At 71.8% G+C, this 21,051-nt stretch carries 19 protein-coding genes and 1 tRNA gene; 11 read left to right on the top strand and 9 right to left on the bottom strand.

All coding sequences use genetic code 11. The annotated features are described in order from the left end of the window. Window positions 1–142: 142 nt before the first annotated feature. On the bottom strand, window positions 143–2,116 hold the full coding sequence (locus tag ACFYQQ_RS24970; protein ID WP_356175517.1) for a DUF1996 domain-containing protein: 1,974 nt from the start codon (window positions 2,114–2,116) through the stop codon (window positions 143–145). A 360-nt stretch (window positions 2,117–2,476) separates the two neighbouring features. Between ACFYQQ_RS24970 and ACFYQQ_RS24965 the strand changes: the two genes are divergently transcribed. The 3 genes from ACFYQQ_RS24965 to ACFYQQ_RS24955 all read left to right on the top strand — a co-directional run bounded on the left by ACFYQQ_RS24965 (window position 2,477) and on the right by ACFYQQ_RS24955 (window position 5,331). Continuing rightward, window positions 2,477–2,947 carry a GNAT family N-acetyltransferase gene (locus tag ACFYQQ_RS24965; RefSeq protein WP_355788978.1) on the top strand — a complete coding sequence of 157 codons (471 nt, stop codon included), beginning with the start codon at window positions 2,477–2,479 and terminating at the stop codon, window positions 2,945–2,947. Between the two features lie 342 nt (window positions 2,948–3,289). Beyond that, window positions 3,290–3,724 carry a DUF485 domain-containing protein gene (locus tag ACFYQQ_RS24960; protein WP_355788981.1) on the top strand — a complete coding sequence of 145 codons (435 nt, stop codon included), beginning with the start codon at window positions 3,290–3,292 and terminating at the stop codon, window positions 3,722–3,724. Next, complete coding sequence (locus ACFYQQ_RS24955) at window positions 3,721–5,331, top strand: cation acetate symporter (RefSeq protein ID WP_355788984.1); 1,611 nt, start codon at window positions 3,721–3,723, stop codon at window positions 5,329–5,331. Before ACFYQQ_RS24960 ends, ACFYQQ_RS24955 begins: the two co-directional genes overlap by 4 nt. Window positions 5,332–5,434: 103 nt before the next feature. Here ACFYQQ_RS24955 and ACFYQQ_RS24950 read toward each other — a convergent pair whose 3' ends face one another. Beyond that, window positions 5,435–7,981, bottom strand: coding sequence for a discoidin domain-containing protein (locus ACFYQQ_RS24950; RefSeq protein WP_388905151.1), 2,547 nt, complete (start codon window positions 7,979–7,981; stop codon window positions 5,435–5,437). A 601-nt stretch (window positions 7,982–8,582) separates the two neighbouring features. Further along, window positions 8,583–8,924 (bottom strand): alpha-amylase, encoded by a 342-nt coding sequence (locus ACFYQQ_RS24945; protein WP_355795041.1) that lies wholly within the window; start codon window positions 8,922–8,924, stop codon window positions 8,583–8,585. Window positions 8,925–9,303: 379 nt separating this feature from the next. Between ACFYQQ_RS24945 and ACFYQQ_RS24940 the strand changes: the two genes are divergently transcribed. Next, window positions 9,304–9,726 (top strand): PPOX class F420-dependent oxidoreductase, encoded by a 423-nt coding sequence (locus tag ACFYQQ_RS24940; protein WP_355795043.1) that lies wholly within the window; start codon window positions 9,304–9,306, stop codon window positions 9,724–9,726. 80 nt (window positions 9,727–9,806) lie between these two features. Continuing rightward, the gene (locus tag ACFYQQ_RS24935) at window positions 9,807–10,697 is read left to right on the top strand and encodes an NAD(P)-dependent oxidoreductase (RefSeq protein ID WP_356239929.1); all 891 of its coding nucleotides are present in this window, start codon (window positions 9,807–9,809) and stop codon (window positions 10,695–10,697) included. A gap of 72 nt (window positions 10,698–10,769) precedes the next feature. Here ACFYQQ_RS24935 and ACFYQQ_RS24930 read toward each other — a convergent pair. Next, a tRNA-Met gene (locus ACFYQQ_RS24930) sits at window positions 10,770–10,843 on the bottom strand. 268 nt (window positions 10,844–11,111) lie between these two features. Between ACFYQQ_RS24930 and ACFYQQ_RS24925 the strand changes: the two genes are divergently transcribed. Further along, complete coding sequence (locus tag ACFYQQ_RS24925) at window positions 11,112–11,540, top strand: hypothetical protein (RefSeq protein WP_388905148.1); 429 nt, start codon at window positions 11,112–11,114, stop codon at window positions 11,538–11,540. A 549-nt stretch (window positions 11,541–12,089) separates the two neighbouring features. After that, window positions 12,090–13,490, top strand: a complete 1,401-nt coding sequence (locus tag ACFYQQ_RS24920; RefSeq protein ID WP_356239926.1) for an FAD-dependent monooxygenase — start codon at window positions 12,090–12,092, stop codon at window positions 13,488–13,490. Between the two features lie 38 nt (window positions 13,491–13,528). Here ACFYQQ_RS24920 and ACFYQQ_RS24915 read toward each other — a convergent pair whose 3' ends face one another. From ACFYQQ_RS24915 to ACFYQQ_RS24905, 3 genes are all read right to left on the bottom strand, one after another. Next, window positions 13,529–13,837: a hypothetical protein gene (locus ACFYQQ_RS24915; RefSeq protein ID WP_356239923.1), complete on the bottom strand. Its 309-nt coding sequence runs from the start codon at window positions 13,835–13,837 to the stop codon at window positions 13,529–13,531. Window positions 13,838–13,960: 123 nt separating this feature from the next. Next, a complete protein-coding gene (gene thpR / locus ACFYQQ_RS24910) occupies window positions 13,961–14,575 on the bottom strand; it encodes an RNA 2',3'-cyclic phosphodiesterase (protein ID WP_388905145.1) in 615 nt (204 codons plus the stop codon). Window positions 14,576–14,702: 127 nt separating this feature from the next. Then, complete coding sequence (locus tag ACFYQQ_RS24905; protein WP_355782160.1) at window positions 14,703–15,176, bottom strand: ATP-binding protein; 474 nt, start codon at window positions 15,174–15,176, stop codon at window positions 14,703–14,705. Window positions 15,177–15,452: 276 nt separating this feature from the next. On the opposite strand from ACFYQQ_RS24905, the gene ACFYQQ_RS24900 reads away from it, so the two are divergent. Next, window positions 15,453–15,764, top strand: a complete 312-nt coding sequence (locus ACFYQQ_RS24900; protein ID WP_355782163.1) for an NIPSNAP family protein — start codon at window positions 15,453–15,455, stop codon at window positions 15,762–15,764. Window positions 15,765–15,875: 111 nt separating this feature from the next. Next, complete coding sequence (locus tag ACFYQQ_RS24895; protein WP_355782167.1) at window positions 15,876–16,736, top strand: SDR family oxidoreductase; 861 nt, start codon at window positions 15,876–15,878, stop codon at window positions 16,734–16,736. Window positions 16,737–16,757: 21 nt separating this feature from the next. Here ACFYQQ_RS24895 and ACFYQQ_RS24890 read toward each other — a convergent pair whose 3' ends face one another. Further along, window positions 16,758–17,030, bottom strand: a complete 273-nt coding sequence (locus ACFYQQ_RS24890) for a DUF3253 domain-containing protein (protein ID WP_355782170.1) — start codon at window positions 17,028–17,030, stop codon at window positions 16,758–16,760. A 177-nt stretch (window positions 17,031–17,207) separates the two neighbouring features. On the opposite strand from ACFYQQ_RS24890, the gene ACFYQQ_RS24885 reads away from it, so the two are divergent. Both ACFYQQ_RS24885 and ACFYQQ_RS24880 read left to right on the top strand, forming a co-directional pair. Further along, window positions 17,208–18,608 carry a M1 family metallopeptidase gene (locus ACFYQQ_RS24885; protein ID WP_355782173.1) on the top strand — a complete coding sequence of 467 codons (1,401 nt, stop codon included), beginning with the start codon at window positions 17,208–17,210 and terminating at the stop codon, window positions 18,606–18,608. 107 nt (window positions 18,609–18,715) lie between these two features. Beyond that, the gene (locus ACFYQQ_RS24880) at window positions 18,716–20,467 is read left to right on the top strand and encodes an FG-GAP repeat domain-containing protein (protein WP_388905142.1); all 1,752 of its coding nucleotides are present in this window, start codon (window positions 18,716–18,718) and stop codon (window positions 20,465–20,467) included. On the opposite strand, the gene ACFYQQ_RS24875 is transcribed toward ACFYQQ_RS24880, so the two are convergent. Continuing rightward, the gene (locus tag ACFYQQ_RS24875) at window positions 20,391–21,020 is read right to left on the bottom strand and encodes an NAD(P)-binding oxidoreductase (protein ID WP_355794581.1); all 630 of its coding nucleotides are present in this window, start codon (window positions 21,018–21,020) and stop codon (window positions 20,391–20,393) included. The genes ACFYQQ_RS24880 and ACFYQQ_RS24875 overlap by 77 nt on opposite strands. Between the last annotated feature and the right edge of the window lie 31 nt (window positions 21,021–21,051).

Here is a 21,051-nt window from a genome sequence, read left to right as displayed (position 1 = left end):
CTTCTCACACGATGATCGGGTTGCCGCTCTTCTGGGCCGGTCGGATCCCGTCCGGGCCGTCGCTTGCAGTCCCGGGGGGAAAGCCCGAAGGGCGAGCGGAACCGTCGTGCGGTTCCGCTCGCCCTTCTGCTTGCTTCCGGCCCTACCTCTGGTTGACGCGCCGCAGCAGTACGAAGCCGAAGATCAGCAGCACCGCTCCGGCGGCCGCCGGCCACAGCTGGGCTCCGGTGTCGGCGAGCCCGCCGGTGTCGGCCTGCGCCTCGGCCTGCGAACCGCCCGACTGCTCGCCCTGCGCGACCGTGGTCGGCTCGGGTCCGGGGACGGCGCTCTCCTGGCCGCCGACCTCGTCCGACGTGGTGACCGGATCGCGGTGGACGGCCGAGGGCGACGTGTCGGCCTTCGGCGACGCGTCGTCACCGTCCGACCCGCCCGCCGGTTCCTCGGCGGGCTCGTCGGTGGCGGGGTCGCCACCGGTGTCCGCCGAGTCGTCCTCGTCGTCGCCGCCGGACGGAGCCTGGGTGGAGGCCGTCGCGGTGGGTTCCGGCTTCTCGGTCGGCTCCGGCTTCTGCGTCGGGTCCGGCTTCTCGGTCGGGTCCGGCTTCTGGGTCGGGTCCGGCTTGTCGGTCGGCTTCGGCGTCGGCTTGGGCTCCTCGCCGCCGCCACCGCCGCCGCCTCCTGCGCCCGCGCCGCACTTACGGCCGTCGTTGATGCAGTCCACCATCTCCCGCATCAGGTCCTCGTCGAAGACGTTGATGAAGTCGCCGTGGTCGGTGACCGGCTTGTGCAGCTGCTCGGGGAAGGAGTCCACCCCGAAGAGCGGGGTCGTCTTGCCACCGTCCTCCAGGCTGGGCGCGTCCACGTCGTAGACGATGCGCTGCACGAGCTGGGGGATGGCCCGGAAGCCGCCCGCGCAGTTGCCCTCGGCGTCCGCGAACGCCACGTGCGTACGGTGGTTGGCGCTGTCGATGTTGCGGCCGTCCCAGCAGCTCTGGAACTTGAAGGTGCGCACCACGTCGCTGCCGTCCGGGCACAGCGGGTACTTGTCCTTCAACTGCCGGTCCTCGAAGCCGGTGCAGCTCCACGACGCGTTGGCGTTGGCGGTGCCGTTGACGAACGCCTTGGCGTCGCCGGTGATGATGCGCAGGAGCTTCGGCATGGCCGTGACCTCGCCGCGCGGGTTGCCCACGAACGTCATCGTGACCTGCTTCGGCGTGACGATCTCGCCCGCGTTGCCCTCGACTCCGCCGCCGGGCGCGTTCGCGTCCTTCTCCTGGTTGCCGTTCTGCACGCGCAGCACGGGCCAGAAGTAGGAGGACTTGTCGCCCTCGTCCTCACAGGTCGTCTCGCCGCCGGCGAGGTCGTCGTCGCTCGCGAAGGCGCTGTTGGCCTGGTTGCCGACGTAGTCGTGGAAGTGGTGGGCGCCGTTGGAGACACCCGGCGCCACGATGACGTTGTCGGAGTTGAACAGGCCGTTGGCGTTCACGCCGCAGCTGGTGCTGAAGGTGCCGCGCGAGGCGTCGCCCTGGGGGTTCGGGGTGCGCACGTTCGGCTGGACGGTGGTGATGTCCTGGAAGTCGGCGGCGACGGGGCCGTTGCCCGCCTGGCCCCCGTTGCCGCCGTCGCCCTCGTCTTGACCGTCCTGGCCCTGACCGTCCTGCTGGCCGGCGTCGTCCTGGCCCTCCGAACCGGGCTCGTCCGACTCCCCGTTGCCCTGCTGGTCCTGGTTTCCGGAGGCGCGGAGCGTACACGGCGCGAAGGCGTCGAGGCCCTGCGGCCGGTCGCCCACCCGGTCGATGGCGACCGCGATGCGCTCGATCGTCGCGGCCCGCTTGTCCTTCAGCGGCGTCATGATCGCGTTGTCGGCGAAGGAGGCGTCCTGCCCGCCGTCCCGCGTCGCGTCCTGCAGCTGCTGGTACGCCTCGGTGATCTGCTTGTCCAGCAGGGCGAGTTCCTTGTCCACCTCCGCCCTGGCACCGTCCGGCGTCTCCGTCAGCTGACTGCCGACGTCCGGGCAGTCGATCGTGGCGCCTCCGGCGGCCAGGACCTGCGCGGTCCGGCTCTGACCCGGCTGCGCCGCGTCCCCTTCGGAGGCCGTGGCGTACACGTTCACCGCCATCAGTCCGCCTCCGCCCAACATCAGCGCGACCGCCGCAAAGCTGGCGCGCCGTGCACCTGTCGGACGTCTCCGCGTGTTGCGTCCCAAGGAAATACTCCTACCGCTTCGTTGCCGGGCCGGCATGGCCACCTTCTGTACGGAGGGGAACCCCGGCGTGTTCAACCGCCCCTGGAATTCACAGAAATCCCTCGCCGCACCCACAGGCACACCCGAGATCCGGCCCGCCCCAAATCGACGGAGCGCCGGGCGGTCCGATGCCCGTCGCTCCGTCCGGACCTGCGCGGGCGAAGTGTCGCGCCTGATCCACCGACGGACACGACCCTCTGGACGTAACACCCTAGGGGCGCCTACGCTTATTACATGTCACTGGTGCGGCAGGCAGCCGCGGAGGATGTCGCCGAGCTCGTGCGCCTGCGGGCCCTGCTCTTCGAGACGCTCGGCGGTGACTTCTTCAACTCCCCCTCGGAGGACGGGGACTGGCAGGTCGCCCTCGCCGCCGTGCTCCGGGAGCAGATCTCGTCGAAGGACGTGCGCATCCTCGTCGTGCGCGGTGACGACGGCCTCGCCGCCTGCGGGATCGGCACGATCGAGCAGCGCCTGCCGGGACCGCATCTGCGCAACGGCCGGATCGGGCACGTGATCGGCGTCGTCACCGACCCCGGGCACCGGCGGCGCGGCCACAGCCGGGCGATCATGCGCGGTCTGCTCGACTGGTTCCGCGAACGGGATGTCGCCCGCGTGGACCTCTACGCCTCCCAGGACGGCGAACCCCTCTACCGCGCCCTCGGTTTCACCGACCACCCGGACCCGTCGCTGTACTGGCGTCCGTGACGCCTGCCCCCCCGCAACGGTCGACCTCTGAGCCGAACCGTCCTCTCGACTGTCCGCGCCACCCGTCCCGGCGACCCCTCAGGCACCCGCTCGCCGGCCGTCCGCGGACGTCGGTCGCGAGGGGGTCGGCGGCCCCGTCAGGCGCATGAACCTCAGCCTTCACAGGGACAACATGCGAGGTCAGCGGGCTGCGGGCGGTCCGACCAGCCAGTTCGCGGAAAGTCCGGCGAGCCACGCATTTCCCCGAATAGCGTGCGGGGACTCGAACTTGAAATCGAAACCGCTCCCCCCACCTCCCGCGGTCCGTACCCACCGGACCCGAGCCGTGCTAGGAGAACCGGGATGTCCTACGACCCGTCCGAGTCGTACCCAGCCCGACCGCACAGCGCCCGGCATTCCGCCTCGTCCGTCCCCCGCGCCGAACCGCCCTCCGGCGAGCCCTTACGCGGCTGGTCCTCGCTCCGCTCGCCGATCGGTCACCACAGGGACCTGCGCGTCCTCCGGCGCGCCTACCGCTGGCAGCGCCGGGTGGCGACCTTCGCGGCACTCGGCTACTTCACCCTCTTCCTGTGCCTCTCCGCCTTCGCCCCCTCGGTCATGACCGAACCTGTCACCGGCGGCCTGACCACCGGCATGCTGGTCGGGCTGATCCAACTCCCCGTCACCTGGCTGGCCGTCGTCCTCTACGAGCTCACGGCGCGCCGGTACGTCGATCCGCTCGCGCGCCGCCTGCGCCGCAGGAGAGGGCAGCTCGGCCGGCCGGAGCCGGGCCGATGACGGACTTCAGCGGCTCCGCGCAGTCCTGGTCGCTCGTGGCCTTCTTCGCCGTCGTGACCGTGACGCTCCTGCTGTGCGTGATGACGGGCCCGGACCACGACGACCTGGACGAGTTCTACACGGGCTACCGCTCACTGCCGCCGATGCGCAACGGCCTCGCCATCGCCGGCGACTACATCTCCGCGGCCACGGTCCTCACCATCGGCGGGGTCATCGCCTTGTGCGGCTACGACGGCATCGTGCTCGCCCTGAGCACACTGCTGTCCCTGGTGCTGCTGATGTTCCTGCTCGCCGAACCCCTGCGCAACACCGGGCGGTTCACCATGGGTGACGCGCTGGCCCGGCGGATGCCGGGGCGTGCCGTGCGCATCACCACGTGTGCGGTCACCATCGCCTCGCTGATGCCCATGATGCTGGTGCAACTCGCCAGCACCGGGCAGCTGTTGGCGTACATCCTCGGATTCTCCGGCAGCACGATGGAGACCGGGTGCGTCATCGGGGTGGGCGCGTTGATGATCAGCTACGCGGCCATCGGCGGGATGAAGGGCACCGCACTGGTCCAGATCCTGAAGATGGTCATGCTCCTGGGCTCGGGCGCCGTGGTCACCGTGTTGATCCTGCGGAGCTTCGGGTGGGACCTGGGGGCACTGTTCGGTGCCGCGTCGGCCGGCAGCGGAGGCGGCTCGGCGTTCCTGCGGTCCGGGCTCCAGTTCGCGGGCGGTCCACACCCCGAACTGGACATGATCAGTTCGCAGTTCGCCATAGTGCTGGGCGGCGCGTGTCTGCCGCACGTCACGATGCGCATGTTCACGGCGGACAGCGCCGGACAGGTCCGTCGCGCGATGTCGTGGGCGGTGTCGTCCGTCGCGCTGTTCGTGGCGATCATCACCGTCGTGGCCGTCGGCGCGGCGGCGCTTGTGGGCCGGGCCGGACTCACCTCTGCCGACCCGAGGGGCCACACCGCGTATCTGCTGGGGTCACGGGCGGCACTCGGACCGCACCTGTCGAGAGCCGAGACGCTTCTGTTCACCACCGTCACCACGGCGATCTTCCTGACCCTGCTCGCCTCGGTGGCGGGGATGATCCTCGCCTGCGCCAACTCGCTGGCGCACGACGTCTTCGGCAGCCGTGACAAGCCGCTCGCTCCCCGGCGCGAGATGGGGCTCGCCCGGGTGTGCGCGGTCGTCGTCGGTCTGCCGGCGATCCTGCTGGCGAGTCTGGTCCAGGACCGCAGTCTTCAGCCGCTGGCGACCGTCTCCTTCTGCCTGGGCGCCTCGGCCATCGCCCCCGCCCTCGTCTACAGCCTCTTCTGGCGCCGCTACACGCGAACGGGCCTGCTGTGCACGCTGATCGGGGGCTCGGTCACGGTGCTGCTGCTCATGCCGGGCACGAGGCTGGTGTCGGGGACGCCGATGGCCGCCTTCCCGGACGTCGACTTCAACTGGTTCCCGTTCACGACGACGGGTCTGGTGTCCATCCCGGTCGGCTTCGCGTTCGGCTGGCTCGGCACGATGCTGTCGGGTCGCCGCAGCCTGGATCGGCAGCGCAAGGAGTACGAGGCGCTGGAGGGCCGGATCCTGGCGGGGCCGGAGCGCAGGATCAAGTGATCCCCTCCTCCGGAGACGGATCCGGGGCCCGCCGCGGGTGCGGCGGGCCCCGGAAGGCCGGTCAGCCGGTGAGTCCGTCAGCCGGCCGGCCGGTCACCTGGTGTCACGGGAACAGGGTGATCTTGGAAGGCACCGTGTCCGTTCCCGAGGTCGGCGCTCCCGTGTTGTTGATGACGTGGGCGTACTGGCCCTTTCCGCCGAGGGAGACGACCTGGATGTCGTGCATCTTGACGCCCGCCTTCACCGGCACCTGGAACCCGTGCTGCTGCACGATGCTCGGGTCCGACGTGAAGTTGCAGTAACTGCCCAGGCCCCAGGCCTCGTGGGTGTCGACACTGTCCGCGACCTTGTAGGCGGCGTACCCGACGATCCCGTCGTGGGTGACGGCGGCCGCGTTGGGCACGTCGTATGCCTTCTCGTTCTGGAAGAAGATGGTCCGGCCGCGTTCGCCGTTCCAGAGCACGTCGTACTTGTTGAAGTGCTCGACGAACAGGCCCGTGGTCAGGACGTCGTCGCCGTTGACCACGAGGCCGTAGTCGGCGCGGTTGGTCTCCCAGCCGACGCCCTCACCGTGGTCGGCACGCCAGATCCAGGTGTGGTCGACGATGACGTCGTCGCTGTTGACCACGACCGAGTTGGTGGCGAGACCGGGACCCGCGCCGCCGATGCGGATGAACACGTCCTGCATGGTGGTCGGGTTGGCGGCGTGGTCGGCCGAGGCGCCGGCACCGCCGATCTGCAGGAGCGTGTCGGACTTCGTGCGTCCGGCGTCGATGAGGAAGCCGGCCAGCCGTACGCCGTCGACGTCGGCGACGTGCATGGCGTCGACGCCGTTGTCGGGGACGATGGTCGCCAGTCCGAGGCCGAGGACCACGGTGTTGGCGCGGGTGACGTTGATGGTCTGGTCGAGGTGGTAGACCCCGGGGGTGAACAGCAGGTTGAGGCCCTGGGCGAGCGCCGCGTTGATGGTCGAGGCCGTAGCACCGGGCTTGACGACGTAGAACTGGCTGAGCGGAAGCGACGTACCGCCCGCGTTGGCCGGCCACGACACACCACGGGAGTTGGTGCGCTTGCCCGGGACGAACACCTTGTAGTCGTTGCCGTCGAGGTAGAGGAACGGCTTCTCGCGGGAGACCGGCGTGGTGTCCAGCGTGGTGTACGGACCGGTGTCGAAGTTGGTCGCCGGCGCGCCCTGCACGCCCGAGAAGGTCATGTTCCACACGCCGTTGGTCCAGCCGCCCACGGAGCTGTCGCGGGTGTACCACTGCTGCTGCGAGTACGGGCCCACCGTGCCGTCGATCTTCGAGTCGGCGATGTAGCCGCCGGACGCCCAGCCGTAGCCGTTGGGCGCGAGGTTGAGGCCGCCCTCGACGTGGATGCGGCGGAACGGCGCGGCCTGCGCCACGGCCCAGCGGTCGGTGCCGTTGACCGGCTTGATGGACAGGTTCTCGGCCGAACGCCAGAAGTTCTGGGTGGCGTTGCCGTTGAACCAGCCGGCGTCGACGGTGATGTCACCGTTGATCTTCGTGTCGTCGGGGTTCAGGCCGAGTCCGGAGATCGAGGTGTAGAAGCCGAGCTGGGCGTTGATGCCGTTGTAGGTGCCGGGCTTGAGGAGGAACTGGTAGCGGTCCGAGCCGAACTGGTTCGACTCCTGCTTGCTGAAGACCTGGTCGAACTTGGCCTGCAGGCCGCTGGTGTTCGGGTCCACGACGATGACGTTCGGGCCGAGGTCACCGCCACCCTGGATGGGCCCGGTGCCCCCGGAGCCGGTGTGCACGGCGACCTCCCACAGCGAGTAGCCGTACACGGTGCCGCGTGTCGTACCGAGGACGCGGAGGTAGCGTCCCGAGCCGCTCACGTCGTAGGAGGCGGTGCCGCCGGTGCCGTTGGTGACGTCCTTCAGCGTCGTCCAGTCCTGGCCGTTGGCGGAGGCCTGGATCTTGAACGCCTTGGCGTACGCGGCCTCCCAGTTCAGGTCGACCTTGCAGATGTCCTGGGACGAGCCGAGGTCCACCTGGACCCACTGCGGGTCGGAGGACTGGCTCGACCAGCGGGTTCCGTTGTCACCGTCGAAGGCGTTGGAGGCGGGTGTGCCGGCGTTCTCGGTGGAGGAGGCGGTGGCCGTCTTGCCCTTGGCGGCGTTGGTGGTGTCACACGCGGTGGGCGTCGTGCCGCCCGCGTCGCCGAAGACCTGGAACTCCCAGAGGGAGTAGCCGTACTGCGTGGCACGGGAGACGCCGTAGAGACGCACGTAGCGGCCCTGGCCGGAGACGTCGAGGGTGTCGGTCCCGCCGTCGCCGTTGGTGACCGTCTTGATGTCCGTCCAGGTGCTGCCGTTGCCGGAGACCTGGATCCGGTAGTCCTTGCCGTAGGCGGTCTCCCAGTTGAGGACGACCTTCGTGATGGTGGCCGTCGCCCCGAGGTCGACCTGGAGCCACTGGGTGTCGGTGCCGGCCGACGACCAGCGGGTTCCGGTGTTGCCGTCGACGGCGTACGAGGCGGCGGTGCCGGCGCTCTCGTCCGAGGAGGACGTGGCGGTCTTGCCCTGCGAGAGCAGGGACTCCGCCGCGCTCGCCGGGGTCGTCTGGGCGGGGATGGTCACCAGCGCTGCCGCTGTGGCGAGCGCGATCCCCCAGGATCTGAATCTCATGTGGTCCACTCCGTGCGGATGAAGGAGAGCGGGTTCCGGTGCCGCACCATGATCGAGGCATGACAAACACCTCGCCCAGGGTGTGCACCGCAGGGCGTTCCCGGACCGGGCCCGTGGACCCGGACGGCATGAACGGTCGTACGCAGCTACTTAGTTCAGGGTTTGATTTAAGTAATGAGGCAACGCGACGGCAACCCCTGCGACACGACTTATTTGCACCGGCCCCGTCCAGGGGCCCCTGACGAGGGACGACTCGGGCCATATGACCTGCGAGGAGCCCACCACCCGCCCCGGCACGCCGACTTCACGGCTTGAACACCGACGGAGCGCGCCCTGCCCGCGGCTTCCATGTATCGGCGCGGACCGGACAGCGACTATGTTTTCCCGATGCCGGGACCACACCCACGTGGCCGCTCACCACGGCGCGCCGGTCCTGCTCCACCGCGTCGATCCGCGGCTCGGGCTCACCGACGCGGACTACCGCGTTCTGGGCGACTGGCTGCGCGGCCTGTGAAGGGTGAGCGGCAACCCGCGTGCGGTACACGCGGGTTGCCGCTCACCTCTGGCCTCCCGGAGCGGCCGCGGCCGCCCCGGTCCGGGCTCACTTGGGCGAGGTCTCGGGCGGGCAGGCGCGGAGGCCCGTGACGTGATTGAGCTGGGGGCCGTAGCCGGGGAACGTCGCCAGGTCGCCGGGCAGCAGGGTCCGGCACGGGACTTCCTGGCCGTCGGTGTACACCACGGTGAGCGTCACCTGCTCCGTGCAGGCGTTGTCGACGGTGGTGTACCGCCAACTCGGGTAGAAGCGGACGCAGTCGGGGACGGACGGGCTCCCGTCCTGGCCGTCGGCCGCGTCGGCGGAGTGAGCCGGCGCCAGGCTCGCGAGGAGCGCCGCGAGGACGGTCAGCAGGCCGGCGACGAGAGGGAGGCGGCGCGGGAAGGACATGTCTCGACTCTCCAGAGGGACGGTGTTTGCAGCAGCGCCAAAAGCGGTGCTGACATGGGGTGTTGAGGCCGGCAACTCTGACAGTCCTTGCAAGTCTTGCACAAAGTCATGGATGTTCTTTCAGTCGTGGTGTTGCGGTCAACCATTTCGTGAGGGGAACGGAGGACCGGCAGCTCAAAGCCGTACCGGGGTACCCGGTGTGGCACGCCGTCAGGTGAGGGCGTCCACGACCGCACCCTCACATTTCCCGGCCTGCGACACGGTTGCCGGGACAGCACGTCGTACCGCTCGTATGGCAGCGTGGAACGGCGTCCTGTCGATCACCCGGTGCGGTCGGTCGCCAGGGCGCGCAGGCACCACGCGAAGAAGAGGAGACGCCATGTCGAAGCCGCCGCTGCCCGAGGCCACGGTCGCCATGCTGAGCAAGCCGCATCCCGCCGTGATCACCACTCTGCGCCCGGACGGGCAGCCGGTCTCTACGGCGACCTGGTACCTCAGGGACGAGGGCCGGGTACTGGTGAACATGGACGAGGGCCGCAAACGGCTCGGCCACCTGCGCGACGACCCCAGGGTCACGCTGACGGTGCTCGACGGCGACGACTGGTACACCCACGTCACGCTGATCGGGCGCGTCACCGAGCTGCGGGACGACGCGGATCTGGCCGACATCGACCGGTTGTCCCGGCACTACCTCGGCCGGCCGTACACACAGCGCGACCGCGCCCGGGTCAGCGGCTGGATCGAGATCGACCGCTGGCACGGCTGGGGCGGCCACAAGGACAACGACCAGGCCGCCGGCTGACCGGCCGCGTGCCCCACGGCCGGCAGGGCCCCACAGAGCACGGAACGACAACGCACCACTCGGAGCAGGAAGTTGACGTCATGACCGACAAGCTCACCGTAAGCGTCCTGGGCACCGGCATCATGGGCGCGGCGATGGCCCGCAACCTCGCCCGGGCCGGACACACCGTCCGGGCCTGGAACCGCACCCGCGACAAGGCCGAGCCCCTGGCCGACGACGGTGCGTGGGTCGCCGACACCCCCGCGGACGCCGTGCGCGGCGCGGACGTCGTCCTGACCATGCTGTACGACGGGGAGGCCGTCCTCGACGTGATGCGGCAGGCGGCGCCCGCCCTCGCCGAGGGCACGGCCTGGGTGCAGTCGACCACCGCGGGCGTCGACGCGATCTCCGGCCTGGCCACCCTGGCGAGCGAGCACGGGCTCGTCTTCTACGACGCCCCCGTGCTCGGCACACGCCAGCCCGCGGAGGCGGGGCAACTGCTGGTCCTGGCGGCGGGCCCGCAGGCCGGCCGGGACACGGTGACGCCCGTCTTCGACGCCGTCGGCGCCCGTACGGTGTGGACCGGCGAGGACGGCGCGCAGGGCAGCGCGACCCGGCTCAAGCTCGTGGCCAACAGCTGGGTCCTCGCGGCCACCAACGCGACCGGTGAGGTCCTCGCCCTGGCGCAGGCGCTCGGCGTGGATCCGCAGGGCTTCTTCGACGCCATCGCCGGCGGGCCGCTCGACATGGGCTACCTGCACGCCAAGGCGGGCCTCATCCTCGACGGGCGGCTGACCCCGCCCGCGTTCGCCGTGTCCACCGCCGCGAAGGACGCCCGCCTGATCGTCGAGGCCGGCCGACGCGCCGGCATCCGTCTCGACGTCGCCGAGGCGGGCGCCGCACGACTGGCCCGCGCCGCCGCACAGGGGCACGGCGAGGAGGACATGGCCGCCGCCTACTACGCCAGCTTCGACGAGGACGCCGACGCCTGACCCCGGCGGGCCGCAATGGCCCGGCATGCGCGAGGGCCCGGCAGCCTAGGCTGCCGGGCCCTCGTCTTCGAGTAGCGGGGACAGGATTTGAACCTGCGACCTCTGGGTTATGAGCCCAGCGAGCTACCGAGCTGCTCCACCCCGCGTCGTTGACTCCACCCTACGCCACGGAAAGACGGCCGATGACCACGCCGGACGTCGGCCGGCACCGACGGCCGCCGCCGAGTCCCCTTCGCTCACGGAAAGTGATCAGTCATCACGAAGTGTGCCCGGCTCGGTGGGCTTCTCTTCGGCCCCCGACCGGGCCTCCGGCTCTGAGATGCGGGACGCCTTCTCCAGGTACAGATTGGAATGAGCCCGTTCGGCGTAGAGGACTCGCGCTTCGGGCCCTCATGTCCACTGAAGGAGCGCACCATGACGAGTCATGCGAGCCAAGCCCGTCCCCACACGGGACAGAGGTCGGAGACACGCGCGTTCGTCGGCGGGTGGACCGTCTTCGCCGCGGTGCTGATGATCTTCGGCGGTCTCATGGCCATCTTCGCGGGCATCTCCGCCATCGCCAACGACGACGTCTTCGTCAACACACGGAACTATGTCTTCCAGTTCGACCTGACCGGCTGGGGCTGGGTACACCTGATCCTGGGCGTCGTCGTGTTCCTCGCGGGGCTCGCCCTCTTCCAGGGCTCCACCTGGGCCAGGGTCGTCGGCGTCGCCCTCGCGGGCCTGAGCATGTTGTCGAACTTCCTGTGGCTGCCGTACGCGCCGTTCTGGGCGCTGGCCCTCATCACCATCAACGGGTTCATCATCTGGGCCCTGTGCGCACCCCGTAACAGGGAGGCATGACCGCGCCGTCACCTCTCCCACACCCGGGACCGGCCCGGGACCGCGAGCAACTGCTCCCGGTCCCGGGCCGATTGCCGTGCGGGCCAGGATCACTCGACACCATCGACCGCCGGTGAGCGGAGCGGCTACTCTCGCGTCGAACGCAAGTTTCAACGACACGACCTGCGGTGGAGAGCTCCCGGTGGCAGCAGACGCGACGTCCGACGCACCGCACCCCTCGCGCGCCCCGTCCGCGCGGGCCGGCCGCCCCGCCGCCCCACCCGTGCCCCCGCCAACGGCAGCCCTTCCCGCGATGCTGATACAGCGTCAGACAGCCGTCATCAAGCGGCTGTTGGCGCACGACGGCCTCCTCGACCACGAGCCGTACGCGCGGACCCACTTGGCCTCCCCGTGCGCCGCCGGAGACGTCCGGCGGGCGCGGCGCTCACCACGAGGTCGCCGACGTGATCCTGTGATGCGGGCCCCGGGATTTCTGAGGCGTTCACACGTCGTCACCACGGAACGCCGACGGACCGGTGGCGGCATCTCATGACGGATTCGAGGAGCCCCATGCGTAGAGCTGTCGTCATCGGAGCCGGACTCGGCGGTGTGCTGGCGGCGGCGGCACTGTCCCGGGCCGTCGACCAGGTGGTCGTACTGGACCGCGACGAGCTGCCCGACGGCCCGGAACACCGCAAGGGCGTCCCCCAGGGGCGTCACGCGCACCTCCTGATGCCCGGCGGCCTGGCCGCCATGGAAGACCTGCTGCCGGCAGCGGACCTGCGCAAGCACCTGCTGGCCGCGGGTGCCCACGAGATCTCCCTCAGCACCGGCATGCTGGTCCTGACCCCGGAGGGTTTCTTCCGCCGCTGGCGCCACGAGCGCCACCACATGATCACCTGCAGCCGGGCGCTGCTCGACTGGGTCGTGCGCAAGGCCGTCCTCGACCACACCTCCGGCATCGAGATCCGCCAGGGGCAGGCCCTCGGCCTCACCGGCAGTGCCGCGAGGGTCGACGGCGTCCGCGTACGGACCGCCTCGGGCGGGACGGAGCTGAGCGCCGACATCGTCGTCGACGCGAGCGGGCGCGGCTCACGCGTCGTGAGCTGGCTGACCGGCCTCGGCATCACCGGCGTCGAGGAGCGGAACGTGGACTCCGGTCTGGTGAACGCCACCCGGATCTACCGCACCCCGCCGGGCGCCGAGCGGTTCCCGCTCACCGTGGTGCAGGCCAACCCGTACGTGTCCCGGCCGGGCCGCAGCGCGGTGATCGTGCCCATCGAGGGCAACCGCTGGATGGTCAGCCTCGCCGGTTCCCGGGGCGGCGAACCCCCGGCCGAACCCGAGGGCTTCCTCAAGTACACGCTGGACCTCCCGCACCCGATCGTGGGCCGGCTCATCTCCGGAGCCGAACCGCTCACCGGCGTGTCCGTCAGCCGCAGCACCAGCAACTCCCGCCGGTACCTGGAGAAGGCCCGCCGGTGGCCGGACGGTCTCGTGGTCCTCGGCGACGCGCTGGCGACGTTCAACCCGGCCTACGGGCAGGGCATGTCCGTGGCCGCGCTCGGCGCCCTCGCCCTGAGCCGCGAGGTGCGGCGCACCGAGCTGGCCGCTCCCGGACTCGCCCGCACCGTGCAGCGCGCCGCCGCACGCCACGTGGAGGCCGCGTGGAGCCTCGCGGTCGGCCAGGACGTCCTGTTCCCGGACGTGCGCGGCGCCACGGCCACCTTCGCCGACCGGCTCGCCGCCGGGTACAGCCGACGCGTCACCCGGGCGGCCACCGGTTCGTACGACGTGGCGGCCGCGCTGTGGGACGTGACGGGCCTGGAGGCCGGGCCCACCCGACTGCTCCGCCCCGGGGTCCTGTTGACCGCGCTCGGCGGTCCCCCGCTGCCGGCCCTGGCCGAGCCGCCGCTGACCGCGCGCGAGCGGGAGATCCTCCACCGGCTCGACCGCACCTCGGACTCGTGACGGGCTGAGCCCGCCTTCCCCGTCCCGGTGGTTCGCGGTCAGTCGAGTTCCGCGAGGCCCTCGCTCCAGCGGGCTCGGCGTTGCGCGTCGCTCTGCTCCCACCAGGGGGTGCCGCGCTCCCCCAGGGCGACCTTGGCCAGGTGGACGCGGGCGCGGGCGGCTCGCTCGGCTTCGGGGTCCTCGGCACGCCGGGCGGCTCCGACCGCCCGCCGGGCCGCCATCAGGTGGGAGCGCAGCCGGGCGGCGGCGTCCTCGGGGATGTCCGGGTCCGTCGCCCGCCAGCGCCGTCCGTCCACGATGATGAACCGCCCGTCAGGGGTGCGGTCCGGTCGCGCTTTCGCTGTCACCGGCACGAGTCTGCCAGCGAGCGGGCCGGGCGCCACCCGACAGCGGCGCCGGCCCGTCGCGCGTAGTCAGTACGCCCGCCCAGCACTCAGTCCGCCGCCCGTACTCACTCCACCGCCCCGTACTCACTCCGCCGCCGGTTCACCGGGCCCGGGGGGCCTCGCGGTGCCGAAGGGCCACGCCTCGATGTCGCGGTACCGGACGGGGCCGTGACCTCGGCCGTGGTTGCTGCCGACCAGGTGCAGGCGTTCGGCTCGCCAGGGGCGGCCGGCGAATCCGGCGATCCCGTCGGCGATCTCGCCCGCCGAGGCCGCGTCTCCCCTGCGGGCGCGGGCCAGCGTGAGGTGGGGGCGCAGGGGTCGCTCCGCGAAGGTGATGCCGCAGTTCCGGACGAGCGTACGCACGTCGGCAGCGAGTGCGTGCAGTCCGTCGAGGTCCCCGTCGATCCCGCTCCACAGCACCCGGTCGTCGAAGCTGCCGCTGCCGCGCAGCGCGAGGGAGAGCGGGGCGCGGTCCGCGGCGAGGCCGGCGAGGGGCGGGCGCAGCAGCGGAACCGTCCGCGGGGGCAGCTCCCCGAGGAAGGCCAGGGTGATGTGCCAGTCCTCGACGCGGTTCCACCGCACGTGGGGGTGGGTGTCGTAGGCGGACCGCAGCTCCCGGGCCAGCTCCTCCTTCGCGTCGTCGGGTGGGGCGAGGGCGATGAACACGCGCACCGTGGCCGGCCGGGTCTGATCGTTCATACGGAACTTGGTACCGCACGAGGGCGGGGGTGCCGTCGGCGCCCCCGGCGCCGCACCCTTGCGGAATGTCCCGCGTCTGCGGTCACCGTCGGCCCGGGTCCGTCCGCCGTGCCGCGGGCCGGTCCCCTCAGGGACGGTGCCCGGTGACGTCCCCGTCCGGGTCGTCCGCGAGCACGACCGCCGCGACGGTCCGCTTGCCCACGGGCGCCCGATGCACCTCGAAGCTCTGGCTGACGGCCATGACGATCTCAAGACCGTGCTGACCGACGCGGCCCGGATCGGCGGCCCGCGCGACCGGCAGGACCGGGGCGCTGTCCCAGACGGTGACCTCCACACGGCCCCCCACCAGTTCCAGATCGAGCAGGCACGGACCTGGGGCGTACTTGCAGGCGTTCGTCAGCAGTTCGCTGACCACCAGCTGGACGATGTCCATGGCGCGGTCGGACACGGGAAACCCGTGGTCGGACTGCACCTCCTTCATGAAGACACGTGCCGTCTCGCGCGCCCGGGCGATGTCGCCGGCTCTGCCCTCGTATGCCTCGGAGGCTCTGACCAGTCGGTCTGCCCCTGGCTGAGCCCTTTCCTGGGCAGCCTCATCCACGCGATCCGCCCGCTTCCTGAGCCATGACCGTTTCCGTCCAGCCTCTACCCCCGATGCCGAAGAACACCGGAATCCTCGACATCGATCTTCGGCCGGCCGGAGGCGCCGCCTCCGGCCTGCCCACGGGAACGTAACAGGAGGGCGTGGCGGTCCATCGCCGAGGTCAAGCTACTCGGGTCGGCCGCGGACCCGCCTCACGATCTTCCCAGCCGTGCGGGGCCGGGCCGGCACCGTCGGACCGCCGGGCCCGATCCCTCATGTCCCATAATCGTTCTCGTGATCACCATTCATCTGAAGTACGAGATCGACCCGGACAGGATCGAGGACTTCGAGGAGTACGGCCGCCGCTGGGTCGGGCTCGTCAACCGCTTCGGCGGGACCCACCACGGCTACTTCCTGCCCAGTGAAGGCGACAGCGACATCGCGTACGCCCTCTTCTCCTTCCCCGGCCTCGCGGCGTACGAGCGGTACCGGACGGACAGCGCGACCGACTCGGAGTGCCAGGAGGCCCTGGAGCTGGCACGGAGGACCGGCTGCATCAAGCGCTACGAGCGGCGCTTCCTGCGGCCGCTGGACGCTCCGCAGTAGGCGGGCGGGCCCCGGCCCCCGGCGCACCGACGGGGTGACGGGGGCGCCGCCGTACGATCATCTGCCTGGCGGGGTGCACCCCGGCCTCCCCCGGAACGAAGGGTCTGCCAGATGGCCACCACCGATGTCACGTACGCCGTCACCGGCGCGTCCGGACGCCTGGGCGGACGCGTCGCCCGACGGCTGGCGGACGCCGGGATCCCGCAGACATTGCTGGCCCGGACTCCTGAGCGGGCTCCCTCGCTGCCCGGCGCCACCGTCGTCCCCGGCGCCTTCGGGGACCGCGATGCCGTCGTACGGGGGCTGCGCGGCGTCGACCGGGTCCTGATGGTCTCCGCCGCCGAGTCCCCCGACCGGCTGGAGCAGCACCGGGCGTTCGTCGACGCCGCCGCCGAGGCCGGTGTCGGACACCTGGTGTACATCTCCTTCTACGGGGCGGCTCCGGAGGCGACCTTCACCCTCGCGCGCGACCACTGGCGCACGGAGCAGCACATCCGGTCGAGCGGTCTGGAGTTCACGTTCCTGCGGGACAACCTCTACGCCGACTTCGTGCCCGCACTCGTCGGTGAGGACGGCGTCATCCGCGGTCCCGGCGGGACGGGGCGAGCCGCCGTCGTGGCCCAGGACGACATCGCCGAGGCCGCCACCGCCGTCCTCACCCACGCCGACGAGCACGCCGGCGCCGGCTACGACCTCACCGGGCCGCAGTCCCTGACGTTCGCGGAGATCGCCGCCGTGGTGACGGAGGCGACCGGCCGCGCCGTCCGCTACGAGCCCGAGACGCTCGACGAGGCCTACCGCTCCCGTGCCCGCTACGGCGCACCCGACTGGCAGCTCGACGCCTGGGTGTCGACGTACACGGCCGTCGCCGCCGGGGAGCTCGACGGGGTCACCGACGACATCCCGCGCCTCACCGGCCGCCCCGCGACGTCCCTCGCCGAACTCCTGCGCCGGGACGCCGCGGCCTACTGAACGGCCTGCCGACCGGCGGGGTCAGCGGACGCGGCGGATGCGGATCGGGCCGCGCGCGGTCTCGGGGTCGACGGGGCGGCCCGCCTGGGTGATCTCCACCTCGCCGGCCTCGACCAGCCGCCGGGCCGCACGGCGCGCCGGCTCCATCAGCTCGCGCCAGCCGTCGTCTTCGCCCTCGTACACCGTCCGCGCGGCGTCGGAGGGGCAGATCGTCGCGGTCGGGCGGCGTCGTTCCAGCAGGTCCAGGATCGCCCGCTCCAGGCGCCGCTCGGTCTGCCGTTCCTTGTCGGTCACCCCACCAGTGTCGCAACGGCGACGCGAAGAAGCGGAGCGTCGACCTCCGAACCGTTGCCCGGGTCGCTCTCGCGGGCCCGGGGTGAGCTTCCCGGGACGAGGTCCCCGTCCGCGCATGGTGAACGTGTTCCGCCATGTCCCTTGCCGGACAGGGGAGATGTGGCAGCATCGGCTGGCATGTCACCGTCAGCCGTGAGGTCGTCCGGGTCCGCTCGTCGTCTGTACGCCGTCCTGCTCGTCCTGCTCGGCCTGCTCGTCTCGGCCGCCGGTGTGCAGGGTGCCGGCGCGGCCACGCCGGGGATTTCCGGGGGCGCCGCGACTCCCGACCGCGCGCGGTACGACGTGGACCTGCGCTCCGACGCCGACGGCGGCCACTGGACCGGCCAGCAGCGGGTGTCGTTCCGGAACGCGTCGGAGCGGCCGCTCCGCGAGGTATACCTGCGGCTGTGGGGCAACGGCGAGGACGGGTGCGGCACGCCCGGCACGCCCTCTCCCGTCACGGTGTCGAGGGTCCGCGGGGGCAGACCGGCCCGTCCCGCCGTGGACTGCACGGCCCTGCGCATCGCCCTGCCCGAGCCGCTCACCCGCGGCGAACGGACGACCCTGACCTTCGCCGTGTCGGTCACCGTGCCCGACCGCGACGCGCGCTTCGGCCGCGAGGGCGCCTTCCGGTTCCTCGGCAACGCACTGCCCGTACTCGCCGTCCACGACGGGAAGGGCTGGCACCTCGCCCCGTACGTGGCGCTCGGCGAGAGCTTCTACGCCCTGACGAGTGATTTCCGGGTCCGCCTCGACCACCCCTCGGCCCTGAGGGTGCCCACCACCGGTCGCACCCGCAGCCTCCCGGGCGGTCCCGGCCGTACGGTCACGACCGGGACCGCCGACCGGGTGCGCGACTTTGCCTGGGCCGCGGGCCCGTTCCGTACGGCGACGGAGACCACACCCGGGGGTGTGGTCGTGAACGCGTACTGGGCGCCGGACACCCCGGAGGCGGGCGTGCGTGTCAACCGCGCGGACGCCGTCGCCGCCGTCGACGGGTTCGGCCGGCAGTTCGGCCGCTACCCGTACGGCGACATCGACCTCGTGATGACCGGCCGGTTCGGCGGCGGCGGCATGGAGTACCCCGGCCTCGTCCTTCTCGGCACCACCGAGGAGGGCGGCGCCGTCGTCCACGAGGTGGCGCACCAGTGGTGGTACGGCGTCGTCGGCAACGACGAGTACGCCTCGCCCTGGCTCGACGAGAGTTTCGCCCAGTACGCCAACGCCCGCTTCTACGGCTGGGAGACCCGCGACTGCTGGGCCGACGTGTACTGGCCGGACGACAGCACCGCCCTCACGAACGGTATGGACCACTGGTCCCGGCACCGCGGCGACTACCACCTCGTCTACACGGCCGGTTCCTGCGCACTGGCCGACCTGGAGCGCACCCTCGGCGCGGACACGATGGCGCGTCTGCTGAAGCGGTACGCCCGGCACCACTGGTACGGCGTCTCCACCACCGAGGACTTCAAGAGGGCCGCGCAGTCCATGACGGACCAGGACCTCGGCCCCTTCTGGGAGACGCACCGCATCCGGTGACGGGGCGACACGGACCGCGCCGCACCGGAACCGAGGCCCCGGGGGTGGGCCGCAGGGCCTCGCGAACCGGCCTTGGCCCGCGAGGAGGCCGGGCGCATACTCGTGCGATGCGTCCGCGCCCGCGCCTTCTCGCCCTGAGCTGCACCGTCGTCCTCCTTGCGGCAGGCGGCTACGGCTGCACCGGCGACGCCCCGCGTCACCGTGCCGACGGCAGGGCGCCCAAGGCGTGTGGCACGCGCGGCAACTGCGCCGGCGACGGCGGGGAGGTACGGCGTGACGGTGCCGACGACCAGGTGCCGAGGGAGTGCGTCACGCCGCCGACGGCCACCGGGGCGCAGACGAACTTCCGCGCGACGGCGACCGGCGCGGCCCCCCGCCCCGGCGACATCACCGGGGACGGCGTCACCGACCTCTTCGTGGACGGCTGGTACCGGCCGGTCGGCGGGGGCGGTTGGCGACGCAACCCCGCCTACCTTCCCGGGTCGAAGGGCGGCCGGCTCACATCGTCCCGCGGGGTCTCCCTCCGCGCCCGGGGTGACGCCCTCACGCAGGAGTTGCCCGGCAACCCCCGCACCGGGTCGGGCGGTGTGCTACCCGCGGCGGACCTGACCGGCGACGGCCGTGCGGACGTCGTCATCCACGGTCTGGAGAAGGAGCAGCGGGAACAGCGCGTCGTGCAGTACCTCGCTCGTGGCGGCGGGGACGGCATCGAGAGCGTCACCGAACTCTCGCGCACGCTACCGGAGTTCGACGCCGCCGGAGTCACCGACGTCCAAGGCGACGGCACCGCGGACGCGCTGGCGTTCCGGCCGCCGAGCAGTCCGTGGGACCTCTCGCGGGAACACCGCTGCGACACCTTCTTCGTGCTGCGCGGCCCGTTCGGCGCGGACGGCAACCCGGCCCGCGTGACGGCGGTGGACCTCTCGCTCGGCGGAACGGTGACGACGCGTCAGGTGGTCTGGGGTGACTTCACCGGTGACGGCCGCACGGACCTGCTCGCCGAGTCGGTCGTCGGCGACCCGGACCCGGCCGACGAGGCCGACGAGCCCGCGACGTCCGACCATGTGGAGCTCTACGTCGGCACGGCGGAGGGCTTCGCGCACGCCGGCTCCCCGCCGGGGATCGCACCCTGGGGCGGTCTGCTCGACGTCAGGCCCGTGTCGCTGGGGGACTTCGACGGGGACGGCGCGGACGACGTGCTCCAGGGGACGACAGTACGGTTCGGAGGCGCGGGCTTCCTGGACGCCACCGGCCGGACCGCGAAGGCCCCCGCACTGCGGGCCGCGGCCGTGGGCGACGTCAACGGCGACGGCCGGGACGACCTCGTCGAGGCGGCGTACCGCCGCCGCCACCCGGCCGGGAGGGTCACCGTCCATCTCGGAAGCGACCGGGGGCCGTCGGCCCGGGCGCAGAGCTCCTTCGACCGCCATGTCCTGGACCTGCCGGGCAGTCCCTCGCACGAGGCGGACAGTGACTTCTTCGGCTGGGACGTGGCGCCGGCCGACCTGGACGCCGACGGCCGGGATGAACTGGTCGTGGGTTACGTCGGCTACAACCGTCCGCGTGAGGAGAACGGGTACTGGGTCTTCCCGGGCACCTCGGAGAGGTCGTCGGCGAACGGTGCCTATTTTTTTGCCCACGGGCCGGCTCGGCACGGGGTGATTGGACGACGGACGCCCGTGCCGCCGCCCGCTCACTTCGCCCGGGGCTCCGGGCCGGAGAGGCGAGGCTTGTTCGCCCGTACCCGCCCAGCCCGCGGCCCGCGTGACGGCGGACGCCGGCTCAGCGTCGCACCGGCTCGAACAGGGCGACCGTGTCCGTGTCGGCGAAGCGGGGTGTCTCCGCCTCCGCGACCATGAGGGCCGCGATCCCCGCACGCGGGGCCCTGGGCGGCACCCAACGGGGTTTGAAGCCCGCCGCGCCGACGAGGCTTCCGTCACCCCGGTAGGGCCCGTCGGTGAGCGGCCCGGCGTGGACGGTGGTCCCGCCGGCCTCGCGCACGGCGCGGCCCGCCACGCCCTTGGCCTCCCACTCGTGGCGCAGGACGCGTCTGAGAAGGGCTCCGTTGACGGCGCCGAGCGCGCCCGTGGTGGCGCCCATGCCGAGCGAGGTCAGCCAGATGACGCGGGGTCCGGCCGAGGCGATCTGGCGGGCGCCGTCGACGAGTACCGAGGGGTCCTGTCTCCTGGTGACACCGAGGCCGCTGACCACGACGTCAGCTCCCGCCAAGGCGGCGGCGACACTGCCGGGATCGGTCACGTCAGCGCGGACCACCCGTAGCTTTCCCGAGGCGGGCGCCCGGACCTGTTCGGGCGTGCGGGCCAGGGCCATGACGTCGTGGCCGCGCTCCAGGGCGCGTGCGACCACGAGACGGCCGGTCCTGCCGGTGGAACCGAGTACGGCGATCTTCACGAGGTCTCCAGTCGTGGTGCCGGTGGGAGGG

Origin of the sequence: Streptomyces sp. NPDC005496 (genome assembly GCF_042872045.1) — a bacterium.
GTDB lineage: Bacteria > Actinomycetota > Actinomycetes > Streptomycetales > Streptomycetaceae > Streptomyces.
The sequence above is the reverse complement of the archived record's forward strand: the minus strand, read 5'-3'. Positions and strand labels throughout refer to the sequence as shown.